This is a genomic window from Streptomyces sp. NPDC057682, assembly GCF_042799575.1.
Lineage (GTDB): Bacteria > Actinomycetota > Actinomycetes > Streptomycetales > Streptomycetaceae > Streptomyces.
The window spans coordinates 65,721-88,092 of record NZ_JBHVIN010000019.1 but is presented as its reverse complement, the minus strand read 5'-3'; the positions used below and the strand labels follow the sequence as shown (position 1 = coordinate 88,092).

The 22,372-nt window shown below is 73.3% G+C and carries 23 protein-coding genes; 16 read left to right on the top strand and 7 right to left on the bottom strand.

Annotation, left to right across the window (positions count from 1 at the left end; all coding sequences use genetic code 11):
- Nucleotide 1: 1 nt before the first annotated feature.
- From ACFVDM_RS30495 to ACFVDM_RS30480, 4 genes are read left to right on the top strand one after another with little or no spacing between them, the layout of a single operon-like run.
- A complete protein-coding gene (locus ACFVDM_RS30495) occupies nucleotides 2-217 on the top strand; it encodes an MbtH family protein (RefSeq protein WP_383647889.1) in 216 nt (71 codons plus the stop codon).
- Nucleotides 214-1,461: a cytochrome P450 gene (locus ACFVDM_RS30490; RefSeq protein ID WP_383647886.1), complete on the top strand. Its 1,248-nt coding sequence runs from the start codon at nucleotides 214-216 to the stop codon at nucleotides 1,459-1,461. The genes ACFVDM_RS30495 and ACFVDM_RS30490 overlap by 4 nt, the downstream gene beginning before the upstream one ends.
- Before the next feature lie 52 nt (nucleotides 1,462-1,513).
- Nucleotides 1,514-2,308 (top strand): SRPBCC family protein, encoded by a 795-nt coding sequence (locus ACFVDM_RS30485; RefSeq protein ID WP_383647883.1) that lies wholly within the window; start codon nucleotides 1,514-1,516, stop codon nucleotides 2,306-2,308.
- Nucleotides 2,305-2,544 (top strand): hypothetical protein, encoded by a 240-nt coding sequence (locus ACFVDM_RS30480; protein ID WP_383647880.1) that lies wholly within the window; start codon nucleotides 2,305-2,307, stop codon nucleotides 2,542-2,544. The genes ACFVDM_RS30485 and ACFVDM_RS30480 overlap by 4 nt, the downstream gene beginning before the upstream one ends.
- Before the next feature lie 73 nt (nucleotides 2,545-2,617).
- On the opposite strand, the gene ACFVDM_RS30475 is transcribed toward ACFVDM_RS30480, so the two are convergent.
- Nucleotides 2,618-4,240, bottom strand: coding sequence for an MFS transporter (locus ACFVDM_RS30475; protein ID WP_383647877.1), 1,623 nt, complete (start codon nucleotides 4,238-4,240; stop codon nucleotides 2,618-2,620).
- Nucleotides 4,241-4,670: 430 nt separating this feature from the next.
- Entirely contained in the window at nucleotides 4,671-5,447 is a 777-nt protein-coding gene (locus ACFVDM_RS30470) for an IclR family transcriptional regulator (protein ID WP_383647874.1), read from the bottom strand.
- Nucleotides 5,448-5,743: 296 nt separating this feature from the next.
- Between ACFVDM_RS30470 and ACFVDM_RS30465 the strand changes: the two genes are divergently transcribed.
- The 10 genes from ACFVDM_RS30465 (at nucleotide 5,744) to ACFVDM_RS30420 (ending at nucleotide 16,437) form a co-directional block, all read left to right on the top strand.
- Nucleotides 5,744-6,436, top strand: coding sequence for a 3-oxoacid CoA-transferase subunit A (locus ACFVDM_RS30465; protein ID WP_383647870.1), 693 nt, complete (start codon nucleotides 5,744-5,746; stop codon nucleotides 6,434-6,436).
- On the top strand, nucleotides 6,436-7,110 hold the full coding sequence (locus ACFVDM_RS30460; protein WP_383647866.1) for a 3-oxoacid CoA-transferase subunit B: 675 nt from the start codon (nucleotides 6,436-6,438) through the stop codon (nucleotides 7,108-7,110). The genes ACFVDM_RS30465 and ACFVDM_RS30460 overlap by 1 nt, the downstream gene beginning before the upstream one ends.
- A gap of 106 nt (nucleotides 7,111-7,216) precedes the next feature.
- Complete coding sequence (locus ACFVDM_RS30455) at nucleotides 7,217-7,825, top strand: TetR/AcrR family transcriptional regulator (protein ID WP_383647861.1); 609 nt, start codon at nucleotides 7,217-7,219, stop codon at nucleotides 7,823-7,825.
- Between the two features lie 351 nt (nucleotides 7,826-8,176).
- The gene (locus ACFVDM_RS30450) at nucleotides 8,177-9,151 is read left to right on the top strand and encodes a phosphotriesterase (RefSeq protein WP_383647858.1); all 975 of its coding nucleotides are present in this window, start codon (nucleotides 8,177-8,179) and stop codon (nucleotides 9,149-9,151) included.
- A gap of 54 nt (nucleotides 9,152-9,205) precedes the next feature.
- The gene (locus tag ACFVDM_RS30445; RefSeq protein WP_383647853.1) at nucleotides 9,206-10,165 is read left to right on the top strand and encodes a phosphotriesterase; all 960 of its coding nucleotides are present in this window, start codon (nucleotides 9,206-9,208) and stop codon (nucleotides 10,163-10,165) included.
- Between the two features lie 11 nt (nucleotides 10,166-10,176).
- A complete protein-coding gene (locus tag ACFVDM_RS30440) occupies nucleotides 10,177-11,292 on the top strand; it encodes an FAD-dependent oxidoreductase (protein WP_383647847.1) in 1,116 nt (371 codons plus the stop codon).
- A gap of 4 nt (nucleotides 11,293-11,296) precedes the next feature.
- Nucleotides 11,297-12,220 carry an alpha/beta hydrolase gene (locus ACFVDM_RS30435; RefSeq protein WP_383647843.1) on the top strand — a complete coding sequence of 308 codons (924 nt, stop codon included), beginning with the start codon at nucleotides 11,297-11,299 and terminating at the stop codon, nucleotides 12,218-12,220.
- 38 nt (nucleotides 12,221-12,258) lie between these two features.
- On the top strand, nucleotides 12,259-13,215 hold the full coding sequence (locus ACFVDM_RS30430) for an MBL fold metallo-hydrolase (RefSeq protein WP_383647837.1): 957 nt from the start codon (nucleotides 12,259-12,261) through the stop codon (nucleotides 13,213-13,215).
- Nucleotides 13,212-14,939 (top strand): CocE/NonD family hydrolase, encoded by a 1,728-nt coding sequence (locus tag ACFVDM_RS30425; protein WP_383647833.1) that lies wholly within the window; start codon nucleotides 13,212-13,214, stop codon nucleotides 14,937-14,939. Before ACFVDM_RS30430 ends, ACFVDM_RS30425 begins: the two co-directional genes overlap by 4 nt.
- Before the next feature lie 151 nt (nucleotides 14,940-15,090).
- Nucleotides 15,091-16,437, top strand: a complete 1,347-nt coding sequence (locus tag ACFVDM_RS30420; protein WP_383647828.1) for a cytochrome P450 — start codon at nucleotides 15,091-15,093, stop codon at nucleotides 16,435-16,437.
- On the opposite strand, the gene ACFVDM_RS30415 is transcribed toward ACFVDM_RS30420, so the two are convergent.
- The 5 genes from ACFVDM_RS30415 to ACFVDM_RS30395 form a co-directional block, all read right to left on the bottom strand.
- Complete coding sequence (locus ACFVDM_RS30415; protein ID WP_383647822.1) at nucleotides 16,428-16,922, bottom strand: FBP domain-containing protein; 495 nt, start codon at nucleotides 16,920-16,922, stop codon at nucleotides 16,428-16,430. The genes ACFVDM_RS30420 and ACFVDM_RS30415 overlap by 10 nt on opposite strands.
- A gap of 40 nt (nucleotides 16,923-16,962) precedes the next feature.
- Nucleotides 16,963-17,481, bottom strand: a complete 519-nt coding sequence (locus ACFVDM_RS30410) for an NUDIX hydrolase (RefSeq protein ID WP_383647818.1) — start codon at nucleotides 17,479-17,481, stop codon at nucleotides 16,963-16,965.
- A 62-nt stretch (nucleotides 17,482-17,543) separates the two neighbouring features.
- The gene (locus ACFVDM_RS30405; RefSeq protein WP_383647811.1) at nucleotides 17,544-18,443 is read right to left on the bottom strand and encodes a hypothetical protein; all 900 of its coding nucleotides are present in this window, start codon (nucleotides 18,441-18,443) and stop codon (nucleotides 17,544-17,546) included.
- Nucleotides 18,440-19,453: an SPFH domain-containing protein gene (locus ACFVDM_RS30400; protein WP_383647807.1), complete on the bottom strand. Its 1,014-nt coding sequence runs from the start codon at nucleotides 19,451-19,453 to the stop codon at nucleotides 18,440-18,442. Before ACFVDM_RS30400 ends, ACFVDM_RS30405 begins: the two co-directional genes overlap by 4 nt.
- Before the next feature lie 219 nt (nucleotides 19,454-19,672).
- The gene (locus tag ACFVDM_RS30395; protein ID WP_383647804.1) at nucleotides 19,673-20,302 is read right to left on the bottom strand and encodes a TetR/AcrR family transcriptional regulator; all 630 of its coding nucleotides are present in this window, start codon (nucleotides 20,300-20,302) and stop codon (nucleotides 19,673-19,675) included.
- Nucleotides 20,303-20,459: 157 nt separating this feature from the next.
- On the opposite strand from ACFVDM_RS30395, the gene ACFVDM_RS30390 reads away from it, so the two are divergent.
- A complete protein-coding gene (locus tag ACFVDM_RS30390; protein ID WP_383647802.1) occupies nucleotides 20,460-21,326 on the top strand; it encodes a phosphatase PAP2 family protein in 867 nt (288 codons plus the stop codon).
- Nucleotides 21,323-22,273 carry a hypothetical protein gene (locus ACFVDM_RS30385; protein ID WP_383647799.1) on the top strand — a complete coding sequence of 317 codons (951 nt, stop codon included), beginning with the start codon at nucleotides 21,323-21,325 and terminating at the stop codon, nucleotides 22,271-22,273. Before ACFVDM_RS30390 ends, ACFVDM_RS30385 begins: the two co-directional genes overlap by 4 nt.
- Nucleotides 22,274-22,372: the final 99 nt, after the last annotated feature.

Sequence of the window (22,372 nt, the reverse complement as noted above, 5' to 3'; positions counted from 1 at the left end):
CATGACCAACCCCTTCGACGACCAGGACGGCACCTTCCTCGTGCTCGTCAACGACGAGAACCAGCACTCGCTCTGGCCGCAGTTCGCGGACGTCCCGGCCGGCTGGACCGTCGTCCACGGCCCCGACACCCACGCCGCCTGCCTCGCCCACATCGAGGAGTCCTGGACCGACATGCGGCCCCGGAGCCTCGCCGAGGCGATGGAAGCCCAGCGGTGACCACCACCGACACCCTGGGCGGGGCCCGCGCCACCGCGGGCCCCGCCCGGCCCGGCGATCTCGCCGCGGCCCTGCTCACCCCCGAGGCCCGCCGCGACCCGTACCCCCTCTACGCCCGCATGCGCCGCGAGGACCCGGTCCACCGCAGCGCCCAGGGCATCTGGTACCTCACCCGGCACGCCGATGTGGAGCGTGCCCTCGGCGATCTGCGGCTCTCCAACGACCGCGACAGGATGACCCGCGCCTACGAAGCGCTCGGCGGCGACCTCAAGGAGTTCAGCCGGCTCACCGACCGGCTCGGCCGGGTGATGAGCAACACCGACCCGCCCGACCACGCACGGCTGCGCAAACTCGCCAACCGGGCCTTCACCGCCCGCCGCGTCGAGGCCCTGCGCGACGGGGTCCAGCGGATCGTGGACCGACTCGTCGACGAGGCCGTCGCGGCCGGCCCCTCCATGGACCTCATCGAGGCCGTCGCCTCCCCGCTGCCCATGTCCGTGGTCTGTGAACTCTTCGGCATCCCCGACGAGGACCGGCCCCGCGTCAAGGGCTGGTTCCGCCGCTTCGGCCGGCTCAGCGAGGACATCGACACGTCCGAGAAGGCGATCACGGAGTACGAGGACTACCTCGCCGGACTCGTCCGGCAGCGCCGCCGGGCCCCCGGCAACGACCTGATCAGCGCCCTGGTCGCCACCCAGGCCCAGGACGACCGCCTCACCGACTCCGAACTGCTCTCCACCTGCTTCGTCCTGATCACCGCCGGGGACGAGACCACCACCCATGTGATCGGCAACGGAATGCTGGCCCTGCTGCGCCACCCGGACCAGCTCGCCCGGCTGCGCGCCGACCCCGGACTGATCCGGGGCGCCGTCGACGAACTGATCCGCTACGACACGGTGACCCAGGCCATCGTCCGGGTCGTCGCCGAGGACCTGGAGATCGGCGGACGGACCCTGCGCGAGGGCGAGCTGGTCTATCTGGTCCTCGGTGCGACCAACCGCGACCCGGAGTGCTTCGAGGACCCCGACCGGCTGGACCTGACCCGCCCCGGCCACCGCCATCTCAGCTTCGGCCACGGCCCGCACTTCTGCCTGGGCGCCCCACTCGCCCGGCTCCAGGCCGAGATCGCCCTCGGCACGCTGGTGCGCCGGCTGCCCCGGCTCAGGCTCGCCGAAGGGGCGGAGCCGGAGTGGCGGGACAACCCGCTGCAACGGCGGCTCACCGCCCTCCCACTGTCCTACTGATCCCACGGCCGCCGCTCCGCCGGCGGCGAGACGACGAGAAGGAGAACCGACCATGGCCCGAGAGTTCCAGGTCCGCCGGGAGCAGCGGCTGCCCGCCCCGCCCGACCAGGTCTGGGAAGCGGTCGCCACCGGCCCCGGCAACCTCGGCTGGCTCTACCCGATGGAGATCGAGCCCCGTGTCGGCGGCCGGGTCACCCGGGGCGACGCCACCGTCCTGGCCTGGGAGCCGCCGCGCCACCTCGCCGTGAAGGCGACCCAGGAGGGCGGCTTCTCCAATACGCTCACCTACCGCGTGGAACCGGCCGACGACGGCACGAGCCATCTGCGCATGGGTATCCACTGGGTGCACACGGGCGTCGTGGACGAGGCCTGGCAGTGGGACGCGAAGACGGACGTCGCCGAGAAGTACGTCGACTTCCACCAGCACGCCCTGGCCGAATACCTCAGGCACTTCGCGGGCCGGCGCGCCGTCTACGTCCGCGCCCAGTGCCCCGAACCCACCGCCGATCCGGCGGACTTCGCCGCACTGCGCCGGCGCCTGGGCGTGCCGGACGGAGCCGTGGCGGGAGACCGCTTCCCCCTCCTGGTCCCCGGACCGGGGAACGGGCCGGTCGAGGCGGTCGTGGACTGGACCGGACCCGATTTCCTCGGGCTGCGCGGCCCGGACGCCCTGTACCGCTTCTTCAACGGCAGCAGCTGGAACGTACCGATCTGGCTGGGCCACCACCTGTTCGCCGAGGACGCCGACGAGGAGCGGGCGACCGAGGAGTGGACCGCGTGGCTCCACGACACCCTCGGCCGGGCGGTCCCGGCCGGTGTCGGAGCGGAAGACGGAGGACGGCCGTGACACAGACCCTGAGCGAGGCGGAGGCGTACGCGGATGCGGACGCCTCCGCCGGGAGACTGCTCTACGCCGCCGAACTCGTCGAGGAGAACGGCGGGTTCACGCTCGTCCTCCAGGACGTGGACCGGGGCACCGTCCAGACGACACCGGTGCCCCGGTCCATGGTCGACAAGCTGCCGGTCTTCTTCGCGGCCCTCAAGGCCAAATGCGATCCGGGGGAGCGGCGCCGCCGCCGCTGAACGGCGTCCGAGGGCGCTCCCGCACCGGGACCGGCACCGCGCACGGGGCGGGCCGGTCCCGGGTGCGGGGCCGTCACGCCGTAGCCGGAGCGGGAGCGGCGGCGGCCGGCTCGCCGTCCGTCGCGCCGGACACGGGACGGTGCTTGAGCCCGATCATCCCGACGAACGTCAGGACCGCGGCCACCGCGGCCGCCGCACCGCAGATGAGGAACGCGGTGGTGAAGCCGTGGCCCAGGGCGTCGAGGGCGAGGCCGTGCGCCGCCGAACCGGGGGTGCCCGGCGGCAGGCTGTTCACGGCGATCGGCCCGCCCTCGGCGGCGATCCCGCGCGCCGCGCCGAGCTGTTCGGCGGGCAGGTCCGCCCCGCTCAGCTTCGAGGTGAACGCCGATCCGGCCTTGCTCAGGGCGACCGCGCCGACGACCACGGGGCCGAGCGCGAATCCCAGGTCGCGGAGCATGTTGGTGGTCGCGCTCGCCATGCCGGCCAGCTTCGGCTCCACGCTGTCCAGGGCCACCGCCGTCACGGAGCTGACGCAGAGCGCGAAGCCGATGCCGATCAGCAGGTCCGGCACGAGGAACGCGGTCAGGCCGGGGTCCGTCACATCGAGACCGGTGCACAGGAAGCATCCGACGGACATCAGGACGAAGCCCGAGGTCAGCAGCCAGGTCGGGGCCACCCGGTGGAGCAGCCGCGAGACGACGGGGATCAGCACGAACGCGGGCCCCTGGAGCAGCAGGAAGGGGATCGCGACGCGCAGCGGGTCCTGGTGCTGGACCGGGCCGAGCCACATGCTGGTCGCGAAGCAGGCGCCGAGGAACGCGAGCATGCCGATCACGGCGACCAGGGACGAGACCGTGAAGGCCCGGTTGCGGAACAGGCTCAGATCGAAGATCGGCGACCGCGCGCCCACCTCGACCAGGACGAAGCCCGCGAGGAAGACCAGCCCGATCATCCCGGACAGCAGGACGGGCAGCGTCGTCCAGCCGGACTCGGGGCCCTCGACGGCCGCGTACAGCACCAGGATCAGACCGATGGCGAAGGTGATCTGGCCCGGTATGTCCAGCGAGCGCCCCTCCGGAGAGCGCGATTCGGTGGTCAGGACGAGCGTGAGCGCCATGCTCACCGCCGCGAGGCCCACGAGGACCCAGAAGGAGCCGCGCCAGGAGCCGACCTCGGCGAACATCCCGCCGAGCAGCGGTGACAGGGCCGCGCCCGCCGACAGGAAGCCGGTCCACAGCGCGACGGCCTGGGCCCGCTCCCGGGCGGTACGGGTGACCGAGACGAGCATGGTGAGCGAGCCGGGGAACAGCGCGCCGGCGCCGAGGCCGTTGAGTGCGGCACCCACCCACAGGACCTGCACGGTCGGCGCCAGGGCGGCCACGGAGCTGCCGACGGCGACGAGGGCGGCGCCGGCCGCGACGAGCCGCTTGCGGCCGAAGCGGTCGCCGAGCACGCCGAAGGTGAACTCGAAGCACACCACGGCGATCATGAAGGCCGAGGTGATCCAGGTCAGTTGGGAGCCGTGGGTGTTCAGGTCCTGCTGGAAGAGGCCGTTGAGCGAGGCCGGCAGGGCGTTGGCGACCTGTGCCACGAACACCGCACAGCTGGTGGCAGCCAGCGTTCCCGCGTAGCCCGGCCTCCGGGCGGCCCCCGCGGTTGGGCCGGAGGACGTCGTCGTCCCGTTGTTGAGCGTCATTGCTTGTTCTCCCTGGCTGGGAAGGGGCGAGTGCCCCGCCACCGGGCGGGGCGGGCTCCGGCCGACGGCCGTAGCGAGGGGAGGGGGGAGAGGGGAGCGTCGCGCGTCGCTCGTCGTGCGCGCCCGGTGCCGTGCTCGTGGTCGAGGGGGTGGAGCCACGGCTCGGATCCGGCGCGGTGTCGTGGAGAATGACACTTCGCCATACACTGTGTCAATGAAATGTTCGTGGCATGTGGTGAATAGCCTCGACGTCATGGCATCGGGCGGGGCGGCCGCGCCCACGACGGCCCGGAGCGTGACGGCCCGGCTAACGACGGCCCCGAGAGCGGCGGCCCGGAGCGTGGTGGACGCGCGCGTCATGCCCCCGTTGCCGGCGGCCCCGCGGCCGGCAGCTGTATACCCGGCGGTCCCGGGCTCCTCACGCGGCGGATCACTCCGCCGCGCGCAGATCCGCCTCCATCGCGCGCGCCGCCGCGCCGAGCGTCGCGACCAGCGACGGAAGGTCGTGCGCGTCGTAGCGCACGCTGGGCAGCGAGACCGACAGGCCCGCCTGCGGGGTGCCGTCCGCGCCGTGCACCGGAACGCCCACGGCGACCAGCCCGCGCTCGGACCGCTCCTGGTTCACCGCGAAGCCGGTGCGCGCGACGCGCCGCAGCTCGGGGCGGAGCCGCGCCAGATCCGGCCGGTCCGCCGGGCGGTCGCGGTAGCGGCCCTCCGCGTACAGCTCCGCCAGCTCGTCGTCGTCCAGGGCGGCGAGCAGCAGCAGCCCGGCCGTCGTGCGGTGGGCGGCGAACACCATGCCCTCGCGCGAGCCCACCCGCAGCGCCTGCCCGCTCTCCACGCTGGCGATGAAACGGGCCGTGTCCCCGGTCCGGATCGTCAGGTTCGCCGTCTCGTCCAGCAGGCTCACCAGCCGGTGCAGATGGGGCAGCGCCGCCGCGCGCAGCCGGGAGACCTGCGACTGCGAGTGCGCCGCCAGCTCCAGGGCCGGGCCCGCCCGGTAGACCCGGCTCTCGTCGCGCACCGCGAAGTCCCGGTAGACGAGCATCGCCAGGATCCGGTGGGCGGTGGACCGGGCCACCCCCAGCCGTTCGGCGATCTGCGAGACGGTCGCCGCGCCCTCCAGCTGGAGCATCGTCGCGGCCCTGAGCGCGTGGTCGACGCTCGCGATGGGGTACGGCGGGGGCGTCTTCAGCGGCTTGTCCACGGGGCCTCCTCGCACCGGACCGGTCCCGGCGGCGGACCCGGCGGGCCCGCGCACACCCAGGGCACGTGTTCTGCTGTCCAGAATCTACATGTTCCGCAGAGCGACCCGGCGCAGGCTGGGCCCGCTCCGGCGGGGCGCGCCGGCCCCCGCCCCTCCCACCCTCTCTTCCCGCGATCCGAGGACGACACCATGGCCTTCGCCACCCCTCCCGCCGACGACGGCGGCCCCGATCCGAGCACCGGAGGCCGCGCCCCCGCCCGTCCCGGGGAACCGGCAGCGTGCGAGGAGGTCCCGGCATGATCACGACCATCGCCGCGAACACCGACGAGGCCGTGGCCGGCGTCCAGGACGGTGCCACGGTCCTGGTCGGCGGATTCGGCCTGGCCGGTATGCCGTTCGACCTCATCGATGCCCTGATCCGGCAGGGCGCCCGGGATCTGACCGTGGTCTCCAACAACGCCGGGAACGGCGACGTGGGACTGGCCGCGCTGCTCGCGGCCGGCCGGGTCCGCAGGATCGTCTGCTCCTTCCCCCGGCAGAGCGACTCCCACGTCTTCGACGGGCTCTACCGGGCCGGACGGGTCGAGCTGGAGGTCGTCCCGCAGGGGACCCTTGCCGAACGGATGCGGGCCGGGGGTGCCGGGATCGGTGCCTTCTACTGCCCGGTCGGTGCCGGCACCCCGCTGGCGGAGGGCAAGGAGACCCGGGAGATCGACGGACGCGTCCATGTCCTCGAACACCCGATCAAGGGCGATGTGGCCCTGATCCAGGCGCACCGCGCCGACACCCTGGGCAACCTCGTCTACCGCAGGACCGCCCGCAACTTCGGCCCGGTCATGGCGACCGCCGCCAGCACGGTCGTCGCCCAGGTCGCCGAGATCGTGCCCGCCGGGGCCATCGACCCCGAGACCGTGGTCACACCCGGCATCCACGTCGACCGACTCGTCCGTGCCGAACCCCGGCACCTGACCGTGCGGGGAGCCCGCTGATGACGTCCACGACCACCACGACGACGCCCTTCGAGCACGCGGACCGGGGACCGCTCACCACCGACGAACTCGCCGCCCGGATCGCCCGGGACATCGCGCCCGGCTCGTACGTCAACCTCGGCATCGGGCAGCCGACCCGGATCGCCGAACACCTCCCGCCGGAGGCGGGCATCGTGCTGCACACCGAGAACGGCATGCTCGGCATGGGCCCCGCCGCGACCGGCGACGACATCGACCCGGACCTCACCAACGCCGGGAAGGTCCCGGTCACCGAACGGCCCGGCGCGGCCTACTTCCACCACGCCGACTCCTTCGCGATGATGCGCGGCGGCCATCTCGACGTCTGTGTCCTCGGCGCCTTCGAGGTCTCCGCCCGCGGCGACCTCGCCAACTGGCACACCGGCGACCCCGACGCGATCCCGGCCGTCGGAGGCGCCATGGACCTCGCCGTCGGCGCCCGGGAGGTCCTGGTGATGATGCGGCTGTTCACCCGCGAGGGCGCGCCCAAGCTCGTCCCCGCCTGCACCTGTCCGCTCACCGGTGCCCGCTGCGTCAGCCGCGTCTACACCGACCACGGCGTCTTCGAGCCCGGCCCGGACGGCGTCAGGGTTCTGGAGACGTACGGCATCACGCTCGCCGGCCTGCGCGAACGGCTGGACGTCGACCTGGTGTGACCCGGCCGCGGCCCGTCGCCGTGCGCGGTGTCAGGAGAGACGACGCCCTGTGTGCGGGGCATCCGGTGCGTGCGGCCGGCGGGCGCCGGCGCGTTAGGATCCGTGCATGGCGAACCTTCGTGAGGCGCAGAAGCGGATGACCCGCAGGCTGCTGCTGGAATCGGGCCTCGAACTGTTCAAGACGAAGGGGTACGCCGTCACCACGGTCGACGACATCGCGACCGCGGCGGGCACCACGCGCGCCACGTTCTACGCCTACTTCTCCTCCCGCAGCGAGCTGATGCAGGCGCTCATCGACGAACAGCTCAACGAGGCGCTCCAGCGCGTCGGTTCGCCCGAGCACGGCTCCACCGCGCTCGGCCTGGTGGCCACCGTCGCCGACGGGTCCCCGGAGGCGATCGCCGCCTGGCTCGGACGGACCGCCGACAGCTGGCCGGCGATCCGCCCCATCATCCGGATCGGCCGGGACGCGGCGGTCGTCGACCCCGACCTCACCGACCTCGTGGAGCGCTGGCTGGAAGAGGCCGTCAGCGACATCGAGGACGGGCTGACGGAGGCCGGCCGGCTGGAGCCGCACCAGCGGCACTTCCGGGGCGTCCTGGCCATGGCCCAGCTGGACTTCGTCGCCCAGCACTGGGACCGGGCCGACTGGAAGCTCACCCGGGAGCAGATGCTCGGCGAACTCACCGCCAGCTGGGCCGCCCTGCTGAACTGAGCGCCCCGCTCACGAGTCCCCGACGCCCCCCGGCGGCCGGGCCCGCACCAGGGTCCCGCTGCCCACGTCACCGATCCCTCCTTCCGTAGCGCCCCGAGCGCGAGGAGCGGCACCCAGTGGATCGCGGTCGACCGAATCAGGCCGACCGCTCCCGACGCATGCCCGCGACCTGCTCTTTCCGCCGCCCGTACGGCCCCCTGTGCACGTGGCCACGTGACGTCTCAGCAGCTCAATGCACTGCAAGGTGATTATTTTTTCTAAGTGTCTGTTTCATTGACGCCATGTAAAGCGAATGGCTACGGTGACTGCCACAAGGTGCGACGCACCCCACCCGTACTTGTGAGGGCAGGCATGAGCCTCAAGACCAACACCGTCAACACCGTCCTGGGACCGGTGGCCGCCGAGGAGCTGGGCGTCGTCGCGGTCCACGAGGCACTGCTGTCGGTGGTGCCGGGCGCGGAGTACGCCTTCGACATCACGATCGACCGCGCCGAGGTTTTCGAGACCCTGGCCGCCGCACTCACGGACTTCCGGGAACACGGCGGCGGCACCGTCGTCGACAGCACCGGCATGTTCCACGGCCGGGACCTCCCGCTCTACGAGGCCCTGTCCCGGACCACCGGCGTCCACCTCGTCGCCTCCACCGGACAGGGCCCCGAGGAGATGCTCGGGGGCTACTTCCTCACCCCGCAGACCAACCCCCCGACCCCCTGGCCCGCCGAGAAGTTCGCGGCCCTGTTCACCGCCGAGATCACCGAGGGCATGGTCGTGCCCCGCGTCGAGCGGCGCGCCGCCGCCGGGCTCGTCGCCACCGCCGCCACCCGCACGGGCGCCACCGCGACCGACGAGAGCCTGCTGCGTGGCGCCGCCCGCACCGCCCTGGCCACCGGCGTCCCGCTCTCCGTCCGCTTCGGCGCCGACGCCCTCCACGACCTCGGCCTCGCCCTCGACGAGGACCTGCCCGCCGGCCGGATCGCCGTCGCCGGACTCGACCGGCGCGACGCCGTCGCCGCCGGTGCCCCCGAGGCGGTCGCCCGCGCGGGCGCGTACGCCGCCTTCGACCACGTCGGCACCGAGGACGACGACCACATCGGCGACGCCGAACGCGCCGCGCTCGTCGCCGCCCTCGTACGCGACGGACACGGCGACCGCGTCCTGCTGTCGGCCGGTGCCACCGGGGTGGCCAAGGGCCACACCGGCAACGGCCTCCCCTACAGCCAGGTGCTGACCGTGTTCGTCCCGCTCCTGAGGACGCACGGTCTCGGCGAGGAGGACATCCGGCGGATTCTCGTGGACAACCCGCGCGACCTGCTGTCCGTGCGCTGAGCGCGGCTCCGCGTACCCCCCCCCGTCACGTTTCTTCGTTCAAAGGTGAGTGCAGTGTCGAGAGTGAACACCGTCCTCGGGACGGTCCCGGCCGAGGAACTCGGCTTCGTGGCCGTCCACGAGCACATCGGCTACGGAATGCCCGGCTCCGAGCTGGACACCCGGTGGTGGAAGACCCCCGAGGAGCGCTACGCCGAGACCGTGCCGAAGCTCCGCGCGTTCCACGAGAACGGCGGCGGCACCTTCGTCGACGCCACCGGCATCTGCAACGGCCGCGACGTCGACTACTACAAGTCCCTGTCCGCCAGGACCGGCGTCCACATCGTCGCCTGCACCGGCTTCGTCGGCGGCGACACCGCCCTGCCGCACTTCGCGCGGGCCGATGTGGACTATCTGACACGGCAGTTCGTCCACGAGACCACCGTCGGCATCGGGAACACCGGAAGCCGCGCCGGAGTCATCAAGGTCGGGGTGAGCCGGGGCGGTCGGATGACCGACCTGGACAAGCGCATCTACCGCGCCGCCGCGCGCGCCGCCCTCACCACCGGCGTTCCCGTTCTCACCCACCTCGCGATCGACGCCGAGAACGCCGTCGCCATCTTCCGCGAGGAGGGACTCCCGCTCCACCGCGTCCTGTTCGGCCACGTCGACGACGGCGTCAACGCCGACAAGACCCGCGACGTGTGGATCGCCGAACAGGGCGGACGCATCGGATTCGACACCTTCGGCTACGAGACCGAGCTGCCCGACCCGCCCTTCTGGGCCCGCCCCCGCAAGGAACGGCTCGCCCACTTCCTCCGCTTCATCGGCGCCGACCGGAGCCGCCTCACCCAGGTGCTCGCCTCCGCCGACGCCAACTGCTCCCCGCTGGGCTGGCCGGGCGTCAAGGGCCACACCGTCAACTACCTCTTCGAGGACCTCGTCCCCGACCTCCGCGCCGCCGGCCTCGACGAGGCCGCGATCAGGACGCTCTTCGTCGACAACCCGGCCGACTTCCTCACCCTCCAGAAGTAGAGAGAACCACCATGCAGCTCTCCGACCTCCAGAACCTCAGGATCGCCGTCGTCGGCGCCGGCTACGGCGGAGCCTCCGCGGCCAAGGCCCTCAGCCTCCTCGGCGCCCGGGTCGACGTCTACGAACAGGCCGCCGAGATCCGCGAGGCGGGCGCCGGCATCGGGCTGCGCCCCGCCACCATGAACCGCTTCCGCGAGTGGGGCATCTTCGACGCCATCGCGAAGGTCACCTCCCCGAGCGCGCACTTCGAGATCCTGACGCCCGCCTGCGACCCGATCATGAAGGAGACCTGGCCGCCGGCCGGCGAGCAGATCCACACCCATCTGATCCACCGCGGCGACTTCATCGACGCCCTCCTCGGCGTCCTCCCCGAGGGCATGGTCCACCTCGGCCACAAACTGGAGAGCATCACGGACAACGGCGACCGCGCCGTCCTCTCCTTCGCCCACGGCGCCCGCGTCGAGGCCGACCTCGTCATCGGCGCCGACGGCATCAAGTCGGTCGTGCGCCGGGAACTCTTCAGCGACAAGGAGCCCGTCTTCTCCGGCGAGCACGCCTACCGCGCCGTCATCTCCCTGGACGACGCCCACGGCATGGTCACCGACGACGACCTGCGGATGTACATCGGCCGGGGCACCAAGATCTACCTGCTGCCGCTGCGCCACCGCGACCAGGTCTCCTTCGACATCACCGCCCTGTGCCCGGACGGCACCTGGGTCCCCGAGGTCACCAAGGACGACCTCCTCGCCACCGTCGAGGGCTTCGACGAGCGGCTGGTCGCCATCACCCGCGAACTCGACATGGCCGGCGTCAACATCCGCGCCGTGTACGACATCGACCCCATCGACACCTGGCACTCGGACTGCGTGGTCCTGCTCGGCGACGCCGCCCACTCGATGCTCCACCACCAGGGCCAGGGCGCCAACTCCGCCGTCGAGGACGCCGGTGCGCTCGCCGACGCACTGCGCGAGGCCGACTCCGTTCCGCAGGCGCTGACCCTCTACCAGGCCACCCGCAAGCCGGTCACCGACCGGCTCCAGGCCGTCTCGCGCCAGGGCTGGACCGAGGACGAGATCGACGAGGTCTTCCCCGGCCAGCGCCCCGCGACCGCCGCACCGAAGGACTGAACCCATGGCCCTGCACCCCGAGATCGCCGCGTTCGTGGCCTCGCTGCCCCCGCCGCCCCCCGGCCCGCTCGACCCGGTGGCGATGCGCGCCGCCGACGAGGCACACGTTGCCCCGCTCGCCGAACGCCTCCCGCTCCACGCCGTCGAGGACCGCACCGCCCGCACCCCGGCGGGCGACGTGCCCGTACGCGTCTACACCCCCGCCCCGGCCGGCCGGCACGGCGTCCTCGTCTACTTCCACGGCGGCGCCTTCTTCCTCGGCAGCCTGGAGACGCACGACCACATCGCGCGCTCCCTCGCGAAGGAGACCGGCCTCAAGGTCGTCTCCGCCGGCTACCGGCTCGCCCCCGAGGCCGCCTTCCCGGCCGGGCTCGACGACTGCTACGCCGTGGTCCGCTGGGCCGCGGGGGAGGACGACCCGCTCGGCTGGGACGGCACCACCCTGGCCGTCGCCGGGGACAGTTCGGGCGGGACCTTCGCCGCCGCCGTCGCGGCCCGCGCCCACGACGAGGGCTTCGACCGGATCACCCACCAGATCCTCTACTACCCCTCGCTCGACCTGGACTTCGACACCGACCGCTACCCCTCGCTGCGCGAGAACGCCGTCGGCTACGGCCTGGAGACCGCCGGACTGAAGCCCTTCAACGCCTTCTACCTCGACAGCGGAGCCGACCCGGCCGACCCCCGCGTCTCGCCGATCCGCCGGACCGACCTCCGCGGGCTGCCCCGCGCCCTCGTCGTCACCGCCGAGCACGATCCGCTGCGCGACGAGGGCGAACTCTACGGGCGGCGGCTGCGGGAGGCCGGGGTCGACGCGACGGTCAGCCGGTACGCGGGCGCGGGCCACGGCTTCGTCCAGCACTTCTCCGGGATCCCCGCGTACCGGCGCGTCTTCACCGAGACGCGCGACTTCCTCAGCGCCTTCTGACCGCGGCGGCCCCCCGTACGAGTCCGGAAAGAGCAGACATGCCTCCCACCGCCACCGTCCATCCGATGTTCTCGCCGTGGGGCCGCTTCGGCCTCTACAGCTTCTACATCGACGCACCCGAGCCCGCCGTCGTCGACACGGGCATCGCCACCTCGCCCGCCGAAGGCATGGTCCCCGCCCTGGAGGCCCTCGGCCGGCGCGTCGAGGACATCCGCTGGATCCTGCTGACCCACGGTCATATCGACCACATCGGCGGCGCGTACGACCTGTGGGAACGCACCGGCCGCCGCGCCCGGGTCGTCATCCACGAGGCCGACGCCCCGATGCTCCGCTCGCGCCGCGCCCATGTGGACGAATACCTCGCGGGCCGGGGCCGCTACCTCGGCGGCGACGGCTCCGGGGTGGACGCCGCCACCCGTGCCGTCATCTCCGGAGAGATGGAACCCACCCTGCTCGTCCGGGGCGGCGAATCCCTCGACCTCGGCGGCGGGACCACCGTCTCCGTGCACGCCCTGCCCGGCCACACCCCCGGATCGGTCGCCTACGCCCTCGACGGCCAGGGCGACGTCTTCGTCGGGGACGCGGTCCAGGTCCACGGCGCCGCCAACGGCTTCCCCGGATACACCGACCCCGCCGCCTACCGCGCCGGACTGGTCTACGTCCGCGACGCGCTGCGCCCCCGCCACCTCTACCTCGGCCACCCCTACCGCCGGGCCGACGGCACCCCGTACGGCGTGGAACTCGACGCCGAGCAGGCCCGGGAGGCCCTGACCCAGAGCCTGGAGGCCGAGGCCCGGGTCGGCGCGGCGGCCTGCGGCTGTCTCGCGGACGGGCCGCGCGAGACGGACTCGCCGTACTCCCCGTTCGCCCGCGCCGCCGAGGAACTCGGCTACACCGGCGACCCGGCCCTCGAACCCTCACCGTTCTTCACCTCGATGCACGGCTACCGCAGCCTGCACCACCCGCACTCGTCGCACAGGAGCTTCGCACCATGACCGACCACCACACGATCCAGGCGGGCGGACAGCGGATCGCCGTGCGCAAGGACCTGCGCGTGCCCATGCGCGACGGGGTGACCCTGGCCGCCGACGCGTACAGCGGAGTCGAGGACAGGCCCCGTCCGGCGCTCGTGGCGCTCAGCCCGTACGGCAAGGAACTCCAGGCGCTCGCCCTCACCACCCCGCCGCAGCGCAGGCCCAGCCCCATGTGGGACGGCTGCATCGAGGCCGGCGACATCGCCCGGGTCGTCGAGGAGGAGTACGTCCACGTCATCGGCGACCTGCGCGGCTCCGGCGCCTCGGAGGGGGAGCACATCGGCAACTACAACGCCGGTGGTGTCCCGCTCGGCGAGGACGCGTACGACTTCATCGAATGGGTCGCCGCCCAGCCGTGGTGCGACGGCAACGTCGGCATGATCGGCATCTCCTACTTCGGGTCCATGCAGGTGCTGGCCGCCGCCGAACGGCCGCCGAGCCTCAAGGCGATCTTCGTCAGCGGCGGCCACTACGACTTCTACGAGACGACCTACCACGGCGGCGTCATGTGGTTCATGCCGCGCGCCGCCCGCGAGGGCCGCGGCGGGGACTCCGGCTGGGCGTTCACCGACGGCGTCAAGTCCCGCATGCTGGAGACGTACACGCCCGAGGAGATCAGGGAACGCGTCGCCGAACGGCTGCGCGACCCGGACGTCGCCGCCTGGCCCAACCTCGTCCACGTCCTCACCTACCCCAAGAACCACGAGGCCTGGTTCGACATCGTCATGAACGAGGTCGACGGCGACTGGTACGAGGAGCGCAACCCGGTCACGCTCGCACCCCGCGTCGACATCCCCGTCTGGCTCCAGATCGACCAGGGCCGCGGCTGGACGATGGACGGCACCATCGAGACCTTCCACGCGCTGAAGGGCCCGAAGAAGCTGGACATCGGCCCCTACCCGCCGATGCAGTCGCGCCCCTTCGTCGAGGAGCACGACAAGATGTTCCGCTGGTACGCGTACTGGCTGAAGGGCATCGACAACGGCGTCATGGACGAACCCGCCGTCACCGTCCACGTCGAGGGCTCCCGGGAGACCGTCACCGGCACCACCTGGCCGCCCAGGCCGGTCGAGCACCGCCCGCTGTACCTCCGCCCGCGCCGCGCCCTGTCGCCCGAGCCCGAGCGGATGGGCGCGGAGCACGCCGCCCCCGACGGCTTCTACCAGGCCCCGCTCACCGTGACCGACAAGGTGGAGATCCTCAGCTGGTCCACCGCCCCGTTCACCGAGCCCACCGAGATGATCGGCCAGGGCGCCGCGCACCTCTTCATGGAGATCGACCAGCCCGACACCAACCTCGTCCTGCGGATGTGGGACGAGGCCCCCGGCGGCGGACGCCAGCTCCTCACCACGGCCTACCTGAAGGCCTCGCACCGCGAACTCGACGCGGAACGCACCACCGACGGAGATCCCCACCATCCGCACACCCGGGCGGTCCCGGTCGAGCCGGGCAGGATCGAGGAGTACGTCCTGCGCGTCTACCCCTTCGCCGCCACCCTCCTCCCCGGCCACCGGCTGGTCGCGGAGCTGTCCAACGCCGAACCCCTCGCCGACGACCACAACGCCCTGCTGCCGCCGGACGCCTTCCACCTGCCGGTGGGCCGCCCCGTCACGCACAAGATCTACCGCGACGCGGCGCACCCCTCCCGGCTGGTGCTCCCGTACACGAAGGCCGCCGACCGGTGATCCACCGGCGGGCCGGGCGCCGTCGCGGGCGACAACTCCGCGACGGACAGGGCCCGTCCACCCGTGACCGCCCCCGCGGTCGCTCGTTGCCCATCCGTACTGGCGGCCGGAGTCCCGGTGGCCGACGAACACGGACAGGACGGCGAAGCCGATGCGTGTGGACAGGACAGCCTGCCCCGGACAACCGCCCGTGCCGCCCGGCGCGGGAGTGCTCACCCACTCCCGCGCCCTGCGGTTCTGGCTGAACCCCGCCAACCTCGCGGCCCGCCTCCATCAGGCCGGCCCCGTCGTGCGGACCAGAACCGGCCCGGCGACCGCCTACCAGATCAACGACCCGGTCCTGCTGCGCAAGGTCGGCAGCGATGAAGAAACCTTCCGGTTCTGGGGCCCGGACCCGAGCCTGCGCGAGTTCAACGAGGACGGGATCGTCGGACTCGAAGGCGCCGCCCACCGGGAGCGTCGCTCCGTGATGAGACCCGCGTTCGCCGCGTCCCGGGCCACCGCGCTCGGACCCGGCGTCCAGACCCGCACCCAAGAACTGCTCGCCGGCCTGCCCGCGGACCGGCCGCTCGACATCCGGGTGGAGATGAGCCGGCTCGCCTGCGGCCTCCTCGTCAGCTGTGTCCTCAACAGCGAGCTGAGCGACGACACCCTGGCCGGGATCGCGGGCGCCCGCTCCACCCTGTCCGCCGGCACCTTCTGGCGCTACGCCCTCTCGCCGTGGCCCTGGGTGCCCGTGCCCCGGCGCCGCTCCAGCCGCCGCGCGCTCGCCGGACTGGACGAGGCCGTCCGCCAGGTACGCGCCCACCACCGGCCCGACCCGGACGGCCAGGACCTGGTGTCCCTGCTCGAAGCCGCCGCTCCCGACGACCCCCACGTGGTGGGGCGCGACATCCGCGCCCTGCTGATCGCGGGCATGGAGACCAGCGCCTCCACCCTGGCCTGGGCCTGCTACGAACTGGGCCGCCACCCGGATCTCCAGCGGGAGATCCGGGACGAGGCCGACGCCGCCCCCGATCCGGGCCGCCTCCACGCACACCAGCTCCCGCTCGCGACCGCCTTCCTCCAGGAGGTCACCCGCCTCCACGGCATCCCGTTCCTGGTCCGCCGCACCCGCCACGAGACCTCCCACCACGGCGTGCGGATCCCGGCCGGAGCCGTGGTCACGCTGCCTCTGGGATCCCTGCGCCGCGACAGGGACCGCTACCCGGACCCGGACGTGTTCGACCCGCGGCGCTGGCTCCCCGACGCCGAGCCGGCACCGTCCCCCGCCGCGCTGCTCGCCTACGGCCTGGGCCCCCGGTACTGCCCCGGCGCGGCCGCGGCCGATGTGATGCTGCCCGTCGCCCTGGCGACCCTGGCCGGCGCGCGCACGCTGCGCCCGGCGCGGACGGGCCGCAAGATCGGCGTGAGCCTGGAACTCACCCCGACGCCCAAGGGCCTGACCATGTACGCCGCACCGTGCGAACCCCGGCGCACCGCCGGCCGTCAGGAGTAGAGCTTGGCGATGAACGCGGCCAGATTGGCCGTCGTCCGGGCGATCTGCTCCTCGACCGTCAGCGACTCCTTGAAGCGGGCGCCGGAGTCCACCGCCTTCTTGCCCCGTACGTAGAGCGAGCAGGCGAGGTCCGTGCACATGTACAGCCCCACCGAATTGCCCTCGCGGCCGGCCGGGCCCGCCTTGCGGGCGGTCATCAGCGACACCCCGCTGCCCGGGTGGGTGGTGAGGCAGAGCGAGCACATGCTCCGGTGCAGGAATCCGCGCTGGTGGGAGGGGAAGCGCAGCGAGATGGCGGCCGGCCGGCCCTCCCGCTCGGTGACGAGGTAGCTGCGCCCGGGGGCGGACAGGTCGCGCCAGCCCAGGAAGTCGAGGTCGTCCCAGGGCAGCTCGTCGAAATCGCGGGGCATCGGCAGCCGGCCCGCCTCACCCTTGGAGCAGTTGACGAACGCATGGCGGATTTCCCGCTCGGTCAAGGCCTTCATGGGACCGACGCTACGGTGCCTATGACTCCTAGGCAAATGATTAATTGCTGTAGGACTCTTCCTGGACGGCCTCGGGGGTGATGTCGAGCCGGTGCACGGGCGGGTGCGCGATGCCCAGATCCGGCCGCCAGGCCGCCAGGATCTGTGCGGAGGGGTCGAACAGCGGGGCCGGCAGTTCCTCGGGGCGAATCCACTGCCATGTGGTGATCAGATGGGGTTCGGTGACCTCCGGGACGGCGGCCGTGATGTCGACGAGGGCGGCCATGGTCACCCGGTTGATGCCGTGCACGGAGTCGTGGAGCATCGCCAGGACCCGCACCTCGTCCGCGCCCACACGGAGCCCCGTCTCCTCCCGCAGCTCGCGTGCGGCGGCCTCGGCGACCGATTCGTGCGTCGCGTCGACCTTGCCGCCGGGCAGCTCCCAGGTGCCGCTGTGGTGCCGGCCGAGCAGGATCCGCCCCCGCCCGTCCCGGACGAGCACCCCGACCCCCAGCGCGGCCTGGGCCTGCGGAGGGCGGGCGTTGCGGGAGGGGATCCCGGTGGTCGTGTCGTCGTCCATGCCGCTCCTCGGTCGCTCGGGTCGGGAGCGAGCCTACGGAAGGCGGCGTCCCGTCCGCCTGCTCATACCGTCAGCCGCAGCGAGGTGGCGGAGATCCCCACGCGCACGCTCTGCCCCCAGGTCAGTTCCAGCGCGTCCGACTCCATCCCGTCGCCGAAGACCACCACCCGGTCCGATTCGACGGTCAGCCGCAGCCCCTGGCCCCGGCCCAGCTCGCCCGCGACCAGTGAGGTGCCGGTGGCGGGCGACGGCCAGGCCTCCCGGACGAACCAGAGGAGCCGGGGATCGGTGGGGCCGGGCAGGGGCAGTGCGCTGCGGCGTTCCTGCCACAGCGAACGCAGCCAGCCGGTGGCACCGGTTCCGGTGCCGACCAGCACGCCCGAGGAGGCCTGCGACTCGGCCGGGGCGTCCGCCAGGTCCCCGGCGAGCCGGTAGCGGGCCGTCTGGTGCCCGGCCGGGCCCAGATAGATCTCGTTCAGCGCGAGGAGCCGCTGGGTGTCGTCGGCCACGGCCTCGACCATGGTCAGCTCGTCCGCCGTCCCGCCCGCCGCGACCGACGCCCGCAGCAGGGCCGCCGCGTCGGCGGGCCGGTGCCGGACGAGCACGCCGGGGTTGCGGCCCGGATCGGTGTCGATGCCCACGACGGGCTGGCCGGAGAGGTACTTGGCCGCGTTGGCGACCAGTCCGTCCTGCCCCACGACGACGACCACGTCCTCGGGCGCGAAGAGGAACCGGTCCAGATCGGCGCGCTCCACCCGGGACTGCCGCCAGGTGAGCGGAACGGCTGCCGCCACCTCGGCCAGCGCCCGCCCGGTCCGCTCGTGGCGCGCGGCCACCTCGTCGAGGGAGCGGCCCCGGCTGGAGAGGAAGAAAGCCGCCTGGCCGTGCGTGCCGTGCCGGGCCAGCAGCTCCTCGTACTCGGTGGTGCGGTGGACCAGGACCGCCCGGGGTGCCAGGCTCACGCCCCGGCCTCCGGGGCGGGGCGGCCGAGCCGGCTCAGCAGCCCGGTCAGCACGTCGGGCGAGAGGGTGAGGCTGTCGATCCGCGGCAGGTTCTCCGCGAGCCGGGTCGCGGCCAGCGCGTGCAGCGTCGCCGCGTCCACCTCGCCGTGCGCCCGCAGCCAGGCCGCCTGCGCCTCGGCACGGGCCGCACCGGCCTCCCGGGCCGCCTCGGCCTCCGCGCGGGCCAGCCGCACCGTGCGGGCGGCCTCCGCCTCGGTGCGCACCCCGTCGGCCGCCGCGCGCTCCTCGGCCTCGCGCCGGGCGTTGGTGCCGCGCTGCTCGACGAGCTGTTCCTCGCGGCGGGCCAGCTCGATCTGGCTGGCCAGTTCGTTCTCCGCGATGGTCCGCTCGCGCTCGACGGCGACGGCCCGGCGTTCGTACGTCGCTCGGTCGGCCTCCTGCTGGATCTGCTCACGGGCGGGCGTGCGCAGCGCCCGCTCCACCTCGGCCTCGGGGCGGATGGCGACGACGCGCACCGCGACCACGTCGATGCCGGTGGCGGGCAGCCGGGGCTCGGCGGAGAGTCCGGCCGCGACCCGTTCGCGCACCGCGGCGACCCCGTCGACCAGGGCGGCGGCGAGCGGGGTGCGGGCCAGGACGTCGAGGGTGTGCTGCTGGGCGGTCTCGGTGAGCAGGGTGGCGATCTGCTCCAGCGGGGTCCCGCGCCAGGCCCCGGTGTCCGGGTCGACGGAGAAGTCCAGGCGGGCGGCCGCCTCCGCCGGGTCGCTGATCCGGTACGTGACGGTGGCCTGCACCGTGACGTCCTGGAAGTCGGCGGTGCGGGCGTGGAAGGCCATGGCCAGTTCGCGGTCGTCGACGGGCACCTCGGAGAGCGCGGCGCTGAGCGAGCGGTACCAGAAGCTGAGCCCGGCCCCGTCGTGGGCGAGCCGGCCGCGCTTGTGGTGGCGGATGTGGGCGGTGGGCGCGGAACGCAGATGGCGCCAGCCGAACCGCCGGGTGATGTCGGCCACGATGGGACCCCCTCTTTCTCGTCATGACGACGATAATGAAGAGCGCCGCATATCGTCAAGAGGACGAAAAGGAGAGGGGTGCGAAGCCGGGAAAACGCACCGGCCGGCCGGGGACTTCCTGCGACGCCCCCGGCCGGCCGGGGGTGGTGCGCCGCCCCCGTCCCCACGGTGCGGCGCGTGCGGACCGTCGTCATCCGCTCGGACGACGGCCCACGTCTTTCAGGACCCGGGCGCTTGTGCGTCCAGGCCGAGTGCGGGGAACACGGACCCCTCCACGAAGCGGACGAGGAAGGTCTCGTCCGCGTACGCGCAGTCCAGCAGCGGGCGGGCGCGCATGACGCCCAGCAGTTGCGCGGAGACGAACTCCACGGCGGGATTGTCCGCCGCGACCTCGCCGCGCTCCACGCCCCGCGCGACCATCGCGTCGATCGCCGCCAGCTCCGGCAGGATCAGCGAGGAGCGCATGGCGCACAGCAGCTCGGGGCTCTGCAGCGCGGCATGGCTCAGCGCGAGCATCAGCGGGGTGTCCCGCCCGGAGCCCTGGCCGATCGCGCGGGCCGCCTCGCGCAGGTCGCCCGCCAGCGTGCCCGTGTCGATCCGGCGGAGCAGTCCGCGCCGCGTCCCGTTCAGCGCCGCGACCACCAGCTCGGGCTTCGAGCCCCACTGGCGGTAGAGCGTCGACTTGCCGCAGCGCGACCGGGCGGCCACGCCCTCCATGGTCAGGGACTCGTAGCCGTTCTCCCGCAGCATGTCGAGCACGGCGGTGTAGAGCTCCTGGGCCCGTTCCGGCGTGATCTTCGAGCGGCGCGACGCGGTGGCCTGGTCCGGCTCCGTTTTCTGCGACGACATGCGCGTTCCCTCTCTGCGGCGAGGCCTTCGATACGCCAGTGTACCGATACGCGCGTGTTCCGATACGGTCGCGTATCGGTACACTGGCGTATCGATAAGGTGCGGGACCTTCCCGCGCCGTTCGATCCACCGTTCGTCAGCAAAGGGGCACCGGGTGATGTTCGCCGGTAGCAGGCCCGCCGATCGAGAGCCGGACACCACAGCCCGACCGCCCCTCGTCCGCGAGCTTCTTCTCGTCGTAGGACTCTTCGTCGTCTACAAGTTCGGCCGCCAGGCGGCCAACGGCCACGTCGACGAGGCCTTCCACAACGCCGGGCGCGTCTGGGACCTGGAACGGGCGGTGCACCTGCCCGGCGAGGGCCTGGTCCAGGACCTGCTCCTCCACAACGAGACGCTGATCCACGCCGCCAACACCTACTACGCCACCGTGCACTTCCCGGCGACCCTGCTCTTCCTCGCCTGGCTCTACTGGCGGCGCCCGCTCCACTACCTCTGGTCGCGCCGCATCCTCGCCGTCCTCACCGGCGCCGCGCTCGCCCTCCACCTGGTCTTCCCGCTGGCCCCGCCGCGCCTCCTCGCCGCCACCGGCCTGGTCGACACCGGCCAGGTCTACGGACCGACGGTGTACGGAGCCACGCCCTCGACCGACTCCATGGCCAACCAGTTCGCCGCGATGCCCTCCCTGCACTTCGGCTGGGCCGTCATGGTCGGCGTCGGCCTCGTCGTCGCCACGCGCTCCCGGTGGCGCTGGCTCTGGCTGCTGCACCCGGCGATCACCCTCCTGGTCATCGTCGGCACCGCCAACCACTACTGGATGGACTCCCTCGTGGTCGCCGCGCTGCTCTCCGTCGCCTTCGCGGCGCTGCGGCTGCCGCGCACCGGACCGGTCCGCGCCCCGCTGCCGTGGCCGTCCGCGAACGGCGCCCCGGCCCCCGCCACCCCGTACGGCACCACCGCACGCGTCCCCGGCCCGTCCGCCCCCCGTACGTCCACGGGATACGCCTCCGCCGGAACACGCCGGTGAACGCCACCGCGGCCGCCGTCGCGCTCTCGCTCGTCTCCGCCGTCGCCTACGCCTCGGCCGCGGTGGCGCAGGCCCGGCTCGCCGGACGCACCCCGCCCGGCACCGGAATCCTGGGCCTCCTCGGGCGCGGGACCTGGTGGGCGGCCGTCGGCCTGAACGCCGGCGGCGCGCTGCTGCACGTCGCCGCGCTCAAGTACGGCTCCCTGACCCTGGTCCAGCCCCTGGGCGCGCTGACCCTGGTGGCCGCCGTCCCGCTCGGGGCCCGCGCCGCGGGCCGCCGGGTCTCGGGCACCGAATGGCACGGCACCCTGCTGACCCTGCTGGGCCTCGGCGCCCTCCTCGCCGCCGCTGGGGGCACGGCGCCGCACGAGACGCTCACCCTCGTCGAGGCGCTGGCCGTCGGCGCCGCCACCGTGGCCCTCGTCGCCGGACTCAGCCGCCCCGGCACCCGCCCGGGGCTGCGGCACGCGGCCGCGTCCGGGATCACCTCGGGCGTCGCCTCGGCCCTCACCCAGACCCTCACGGTCGCCGTCACCGACCACACCACCGGCCCGCTGTTCACCTGGCGCCTGGTCGTCGTCGCGGTCCTCGTCCCGGCCTTCGCGACGGGCGGACTCCTCCTCTCCCAGACCGCCTACCGGGGCGGCCTCGGCGCACCCCTCGCCGTCGTCACCCTCGCCAACCCGGTCGCCGCCGCGGCCATCGGACTGGCGCTGCTGGGGGAGCGGCTCCAGGGCGGCACGCTCGGGCTGATCCCCGCGCTGCTCGGCGCCGCCGCGGCCGTACGCGGGGTGATCCTGCTCAGCCGCGCCCAGGCACGGACCGCCCCCGCGCCGGCCGTCGAGGGCCCGCCGGCCCCCACCCCCTCCCGCGTCGTCATCGCCCGCCCGCGCGCCCTGCGCCCGCACCACGGCCCGGCACGAAGGATCCGGGCCGGCCGCCCGTGACGGCGGCGCACGGACCACCGGGCGCCTCACCCGTCCGGCGGATCCGTCGCGCGGCCGCCGGGGCACGCTCGTAGCGTCGGGCCGGAACGAGAAACGCCG

Excerpts from the sequence above, each read along its gene's own strand:
- ACFVDM_RS30415 (WP_383647822.1), bottom strand. The coding sequence starts at position 16,922 with ATGAAGGCCTTGACCGAGCGGGAAATCCGCCATGCGTTCGTCAACTGC.
- ACFVDM_RS30420 (WP_383647828.1), top strand. The coding sequence starts at position 15,091 with ATGCGTGTGGACAGGACAGCCTGCCCCGGACAACCGCCCGTGCCGCCC.
- ACFVDM_RS30395 (WP_383647804.1), bottom strand. The coding sequence starts at position 20,302 with ATGTCGTCGCAGAAAACGGAGCCGGACCAGGCCACCGCGTCGCGCCGC.
- ACFVDM_RS30435 (WP_383647843.1), top strand. The coding sequence starts at position 11,297 with ATGGCCCTGCACCCCGAGATCGCCGCGTTCGTGGCCTCGCTGCCCCCG.
- ACFVDM_RS30455 (WP_383647861.1), top strand. The coding sequence starts at position 7,217 with ATGGCGAACCTTCGTGAGGCGCAGAAGCGGATGACCCGCAGGCTGCTG.
- ACFVDM_RS30430 (WP_383647837.1), top strand. The coding sequence starts at position 12,259 with ATGCCTCCCACCGCCACCGTCCATCCGATGTTCTCGCCGTGGGGCCGC.
- ACFVDM_RS30410 (WP_383647818.1), bottom strand. The coding sequence starts at position 17,481 with ATGGACGACGACACGACCACCGGGATCCCCTCCCGCAACGCCCGCCCT.
- ACFVDM_RS30465 (WP_383647870.1), top strand. The coding sequence starts at position 5,744 with ATGATCACGACCATCGCCGCGAACACCGACGAGGCCGTGGCCGGCGTC.
- ACFVDM_RS30475 (WP_383647877.1), bottom strand. The coding sequence starts at position 4,240 with ATGACGCTCAACAACGGGACGACGACGTCCTCCGGCCCAACCGCGGGG.
- ACFVDM_RS30495 (WP_383647889.1), top strand. The coding sequence starts at position 2 with ATGACCAACCCCTTCGACGACCAGGACGGCACCTTCCTCGTGCTCGTC.
- ACFVDM_RS30390 (WP_383647802.1), top strand. The coding sequence starts at position 20,460 with ATGTTCGCCGGTAGCAGGCCCGCCGATCGAGAGCCGGACACCACAGCC.
- ACFVDM_RS30460 (WP_383647866.1), top strand. The coding sequence starts at position 6,436 with ATGACGTCCACGACCACCACGACGACGCCCTTCGAGCACGCGGACCGG.
- ACFVDM_RS30450 (WP_383647858.1), top strand. The coding sequence starts at position 8,177 with ATGAGCCTCAAGACCAACACCGTCAACACCGTCCTGGGACCGGTGGCC.
- ACFVDM_RS30485 (WP_383647883.1), top strand. The coding sequence starts at position 1,514 with ATGGCCCGAGAGTTCCAGGTCCGCCGGGAGCAGCGGCTGCCCGCCCCG.
- ACFVDM_RS30425 (WP_383647833.1), top strand. The coding sequence starts at position 13,212 with ATGACCGACCACCACACGATCCAGGCGGGCGGACAGCGGATCGCCGTG.
- ACFVDM_RS30440 (WP_383647847.1), top strand. The coding sequence starts at position 10,177 with ATGCAGCTCTCCGACCTCCAGAACCTCAGGATCGCCGTCGTCGGCGCC.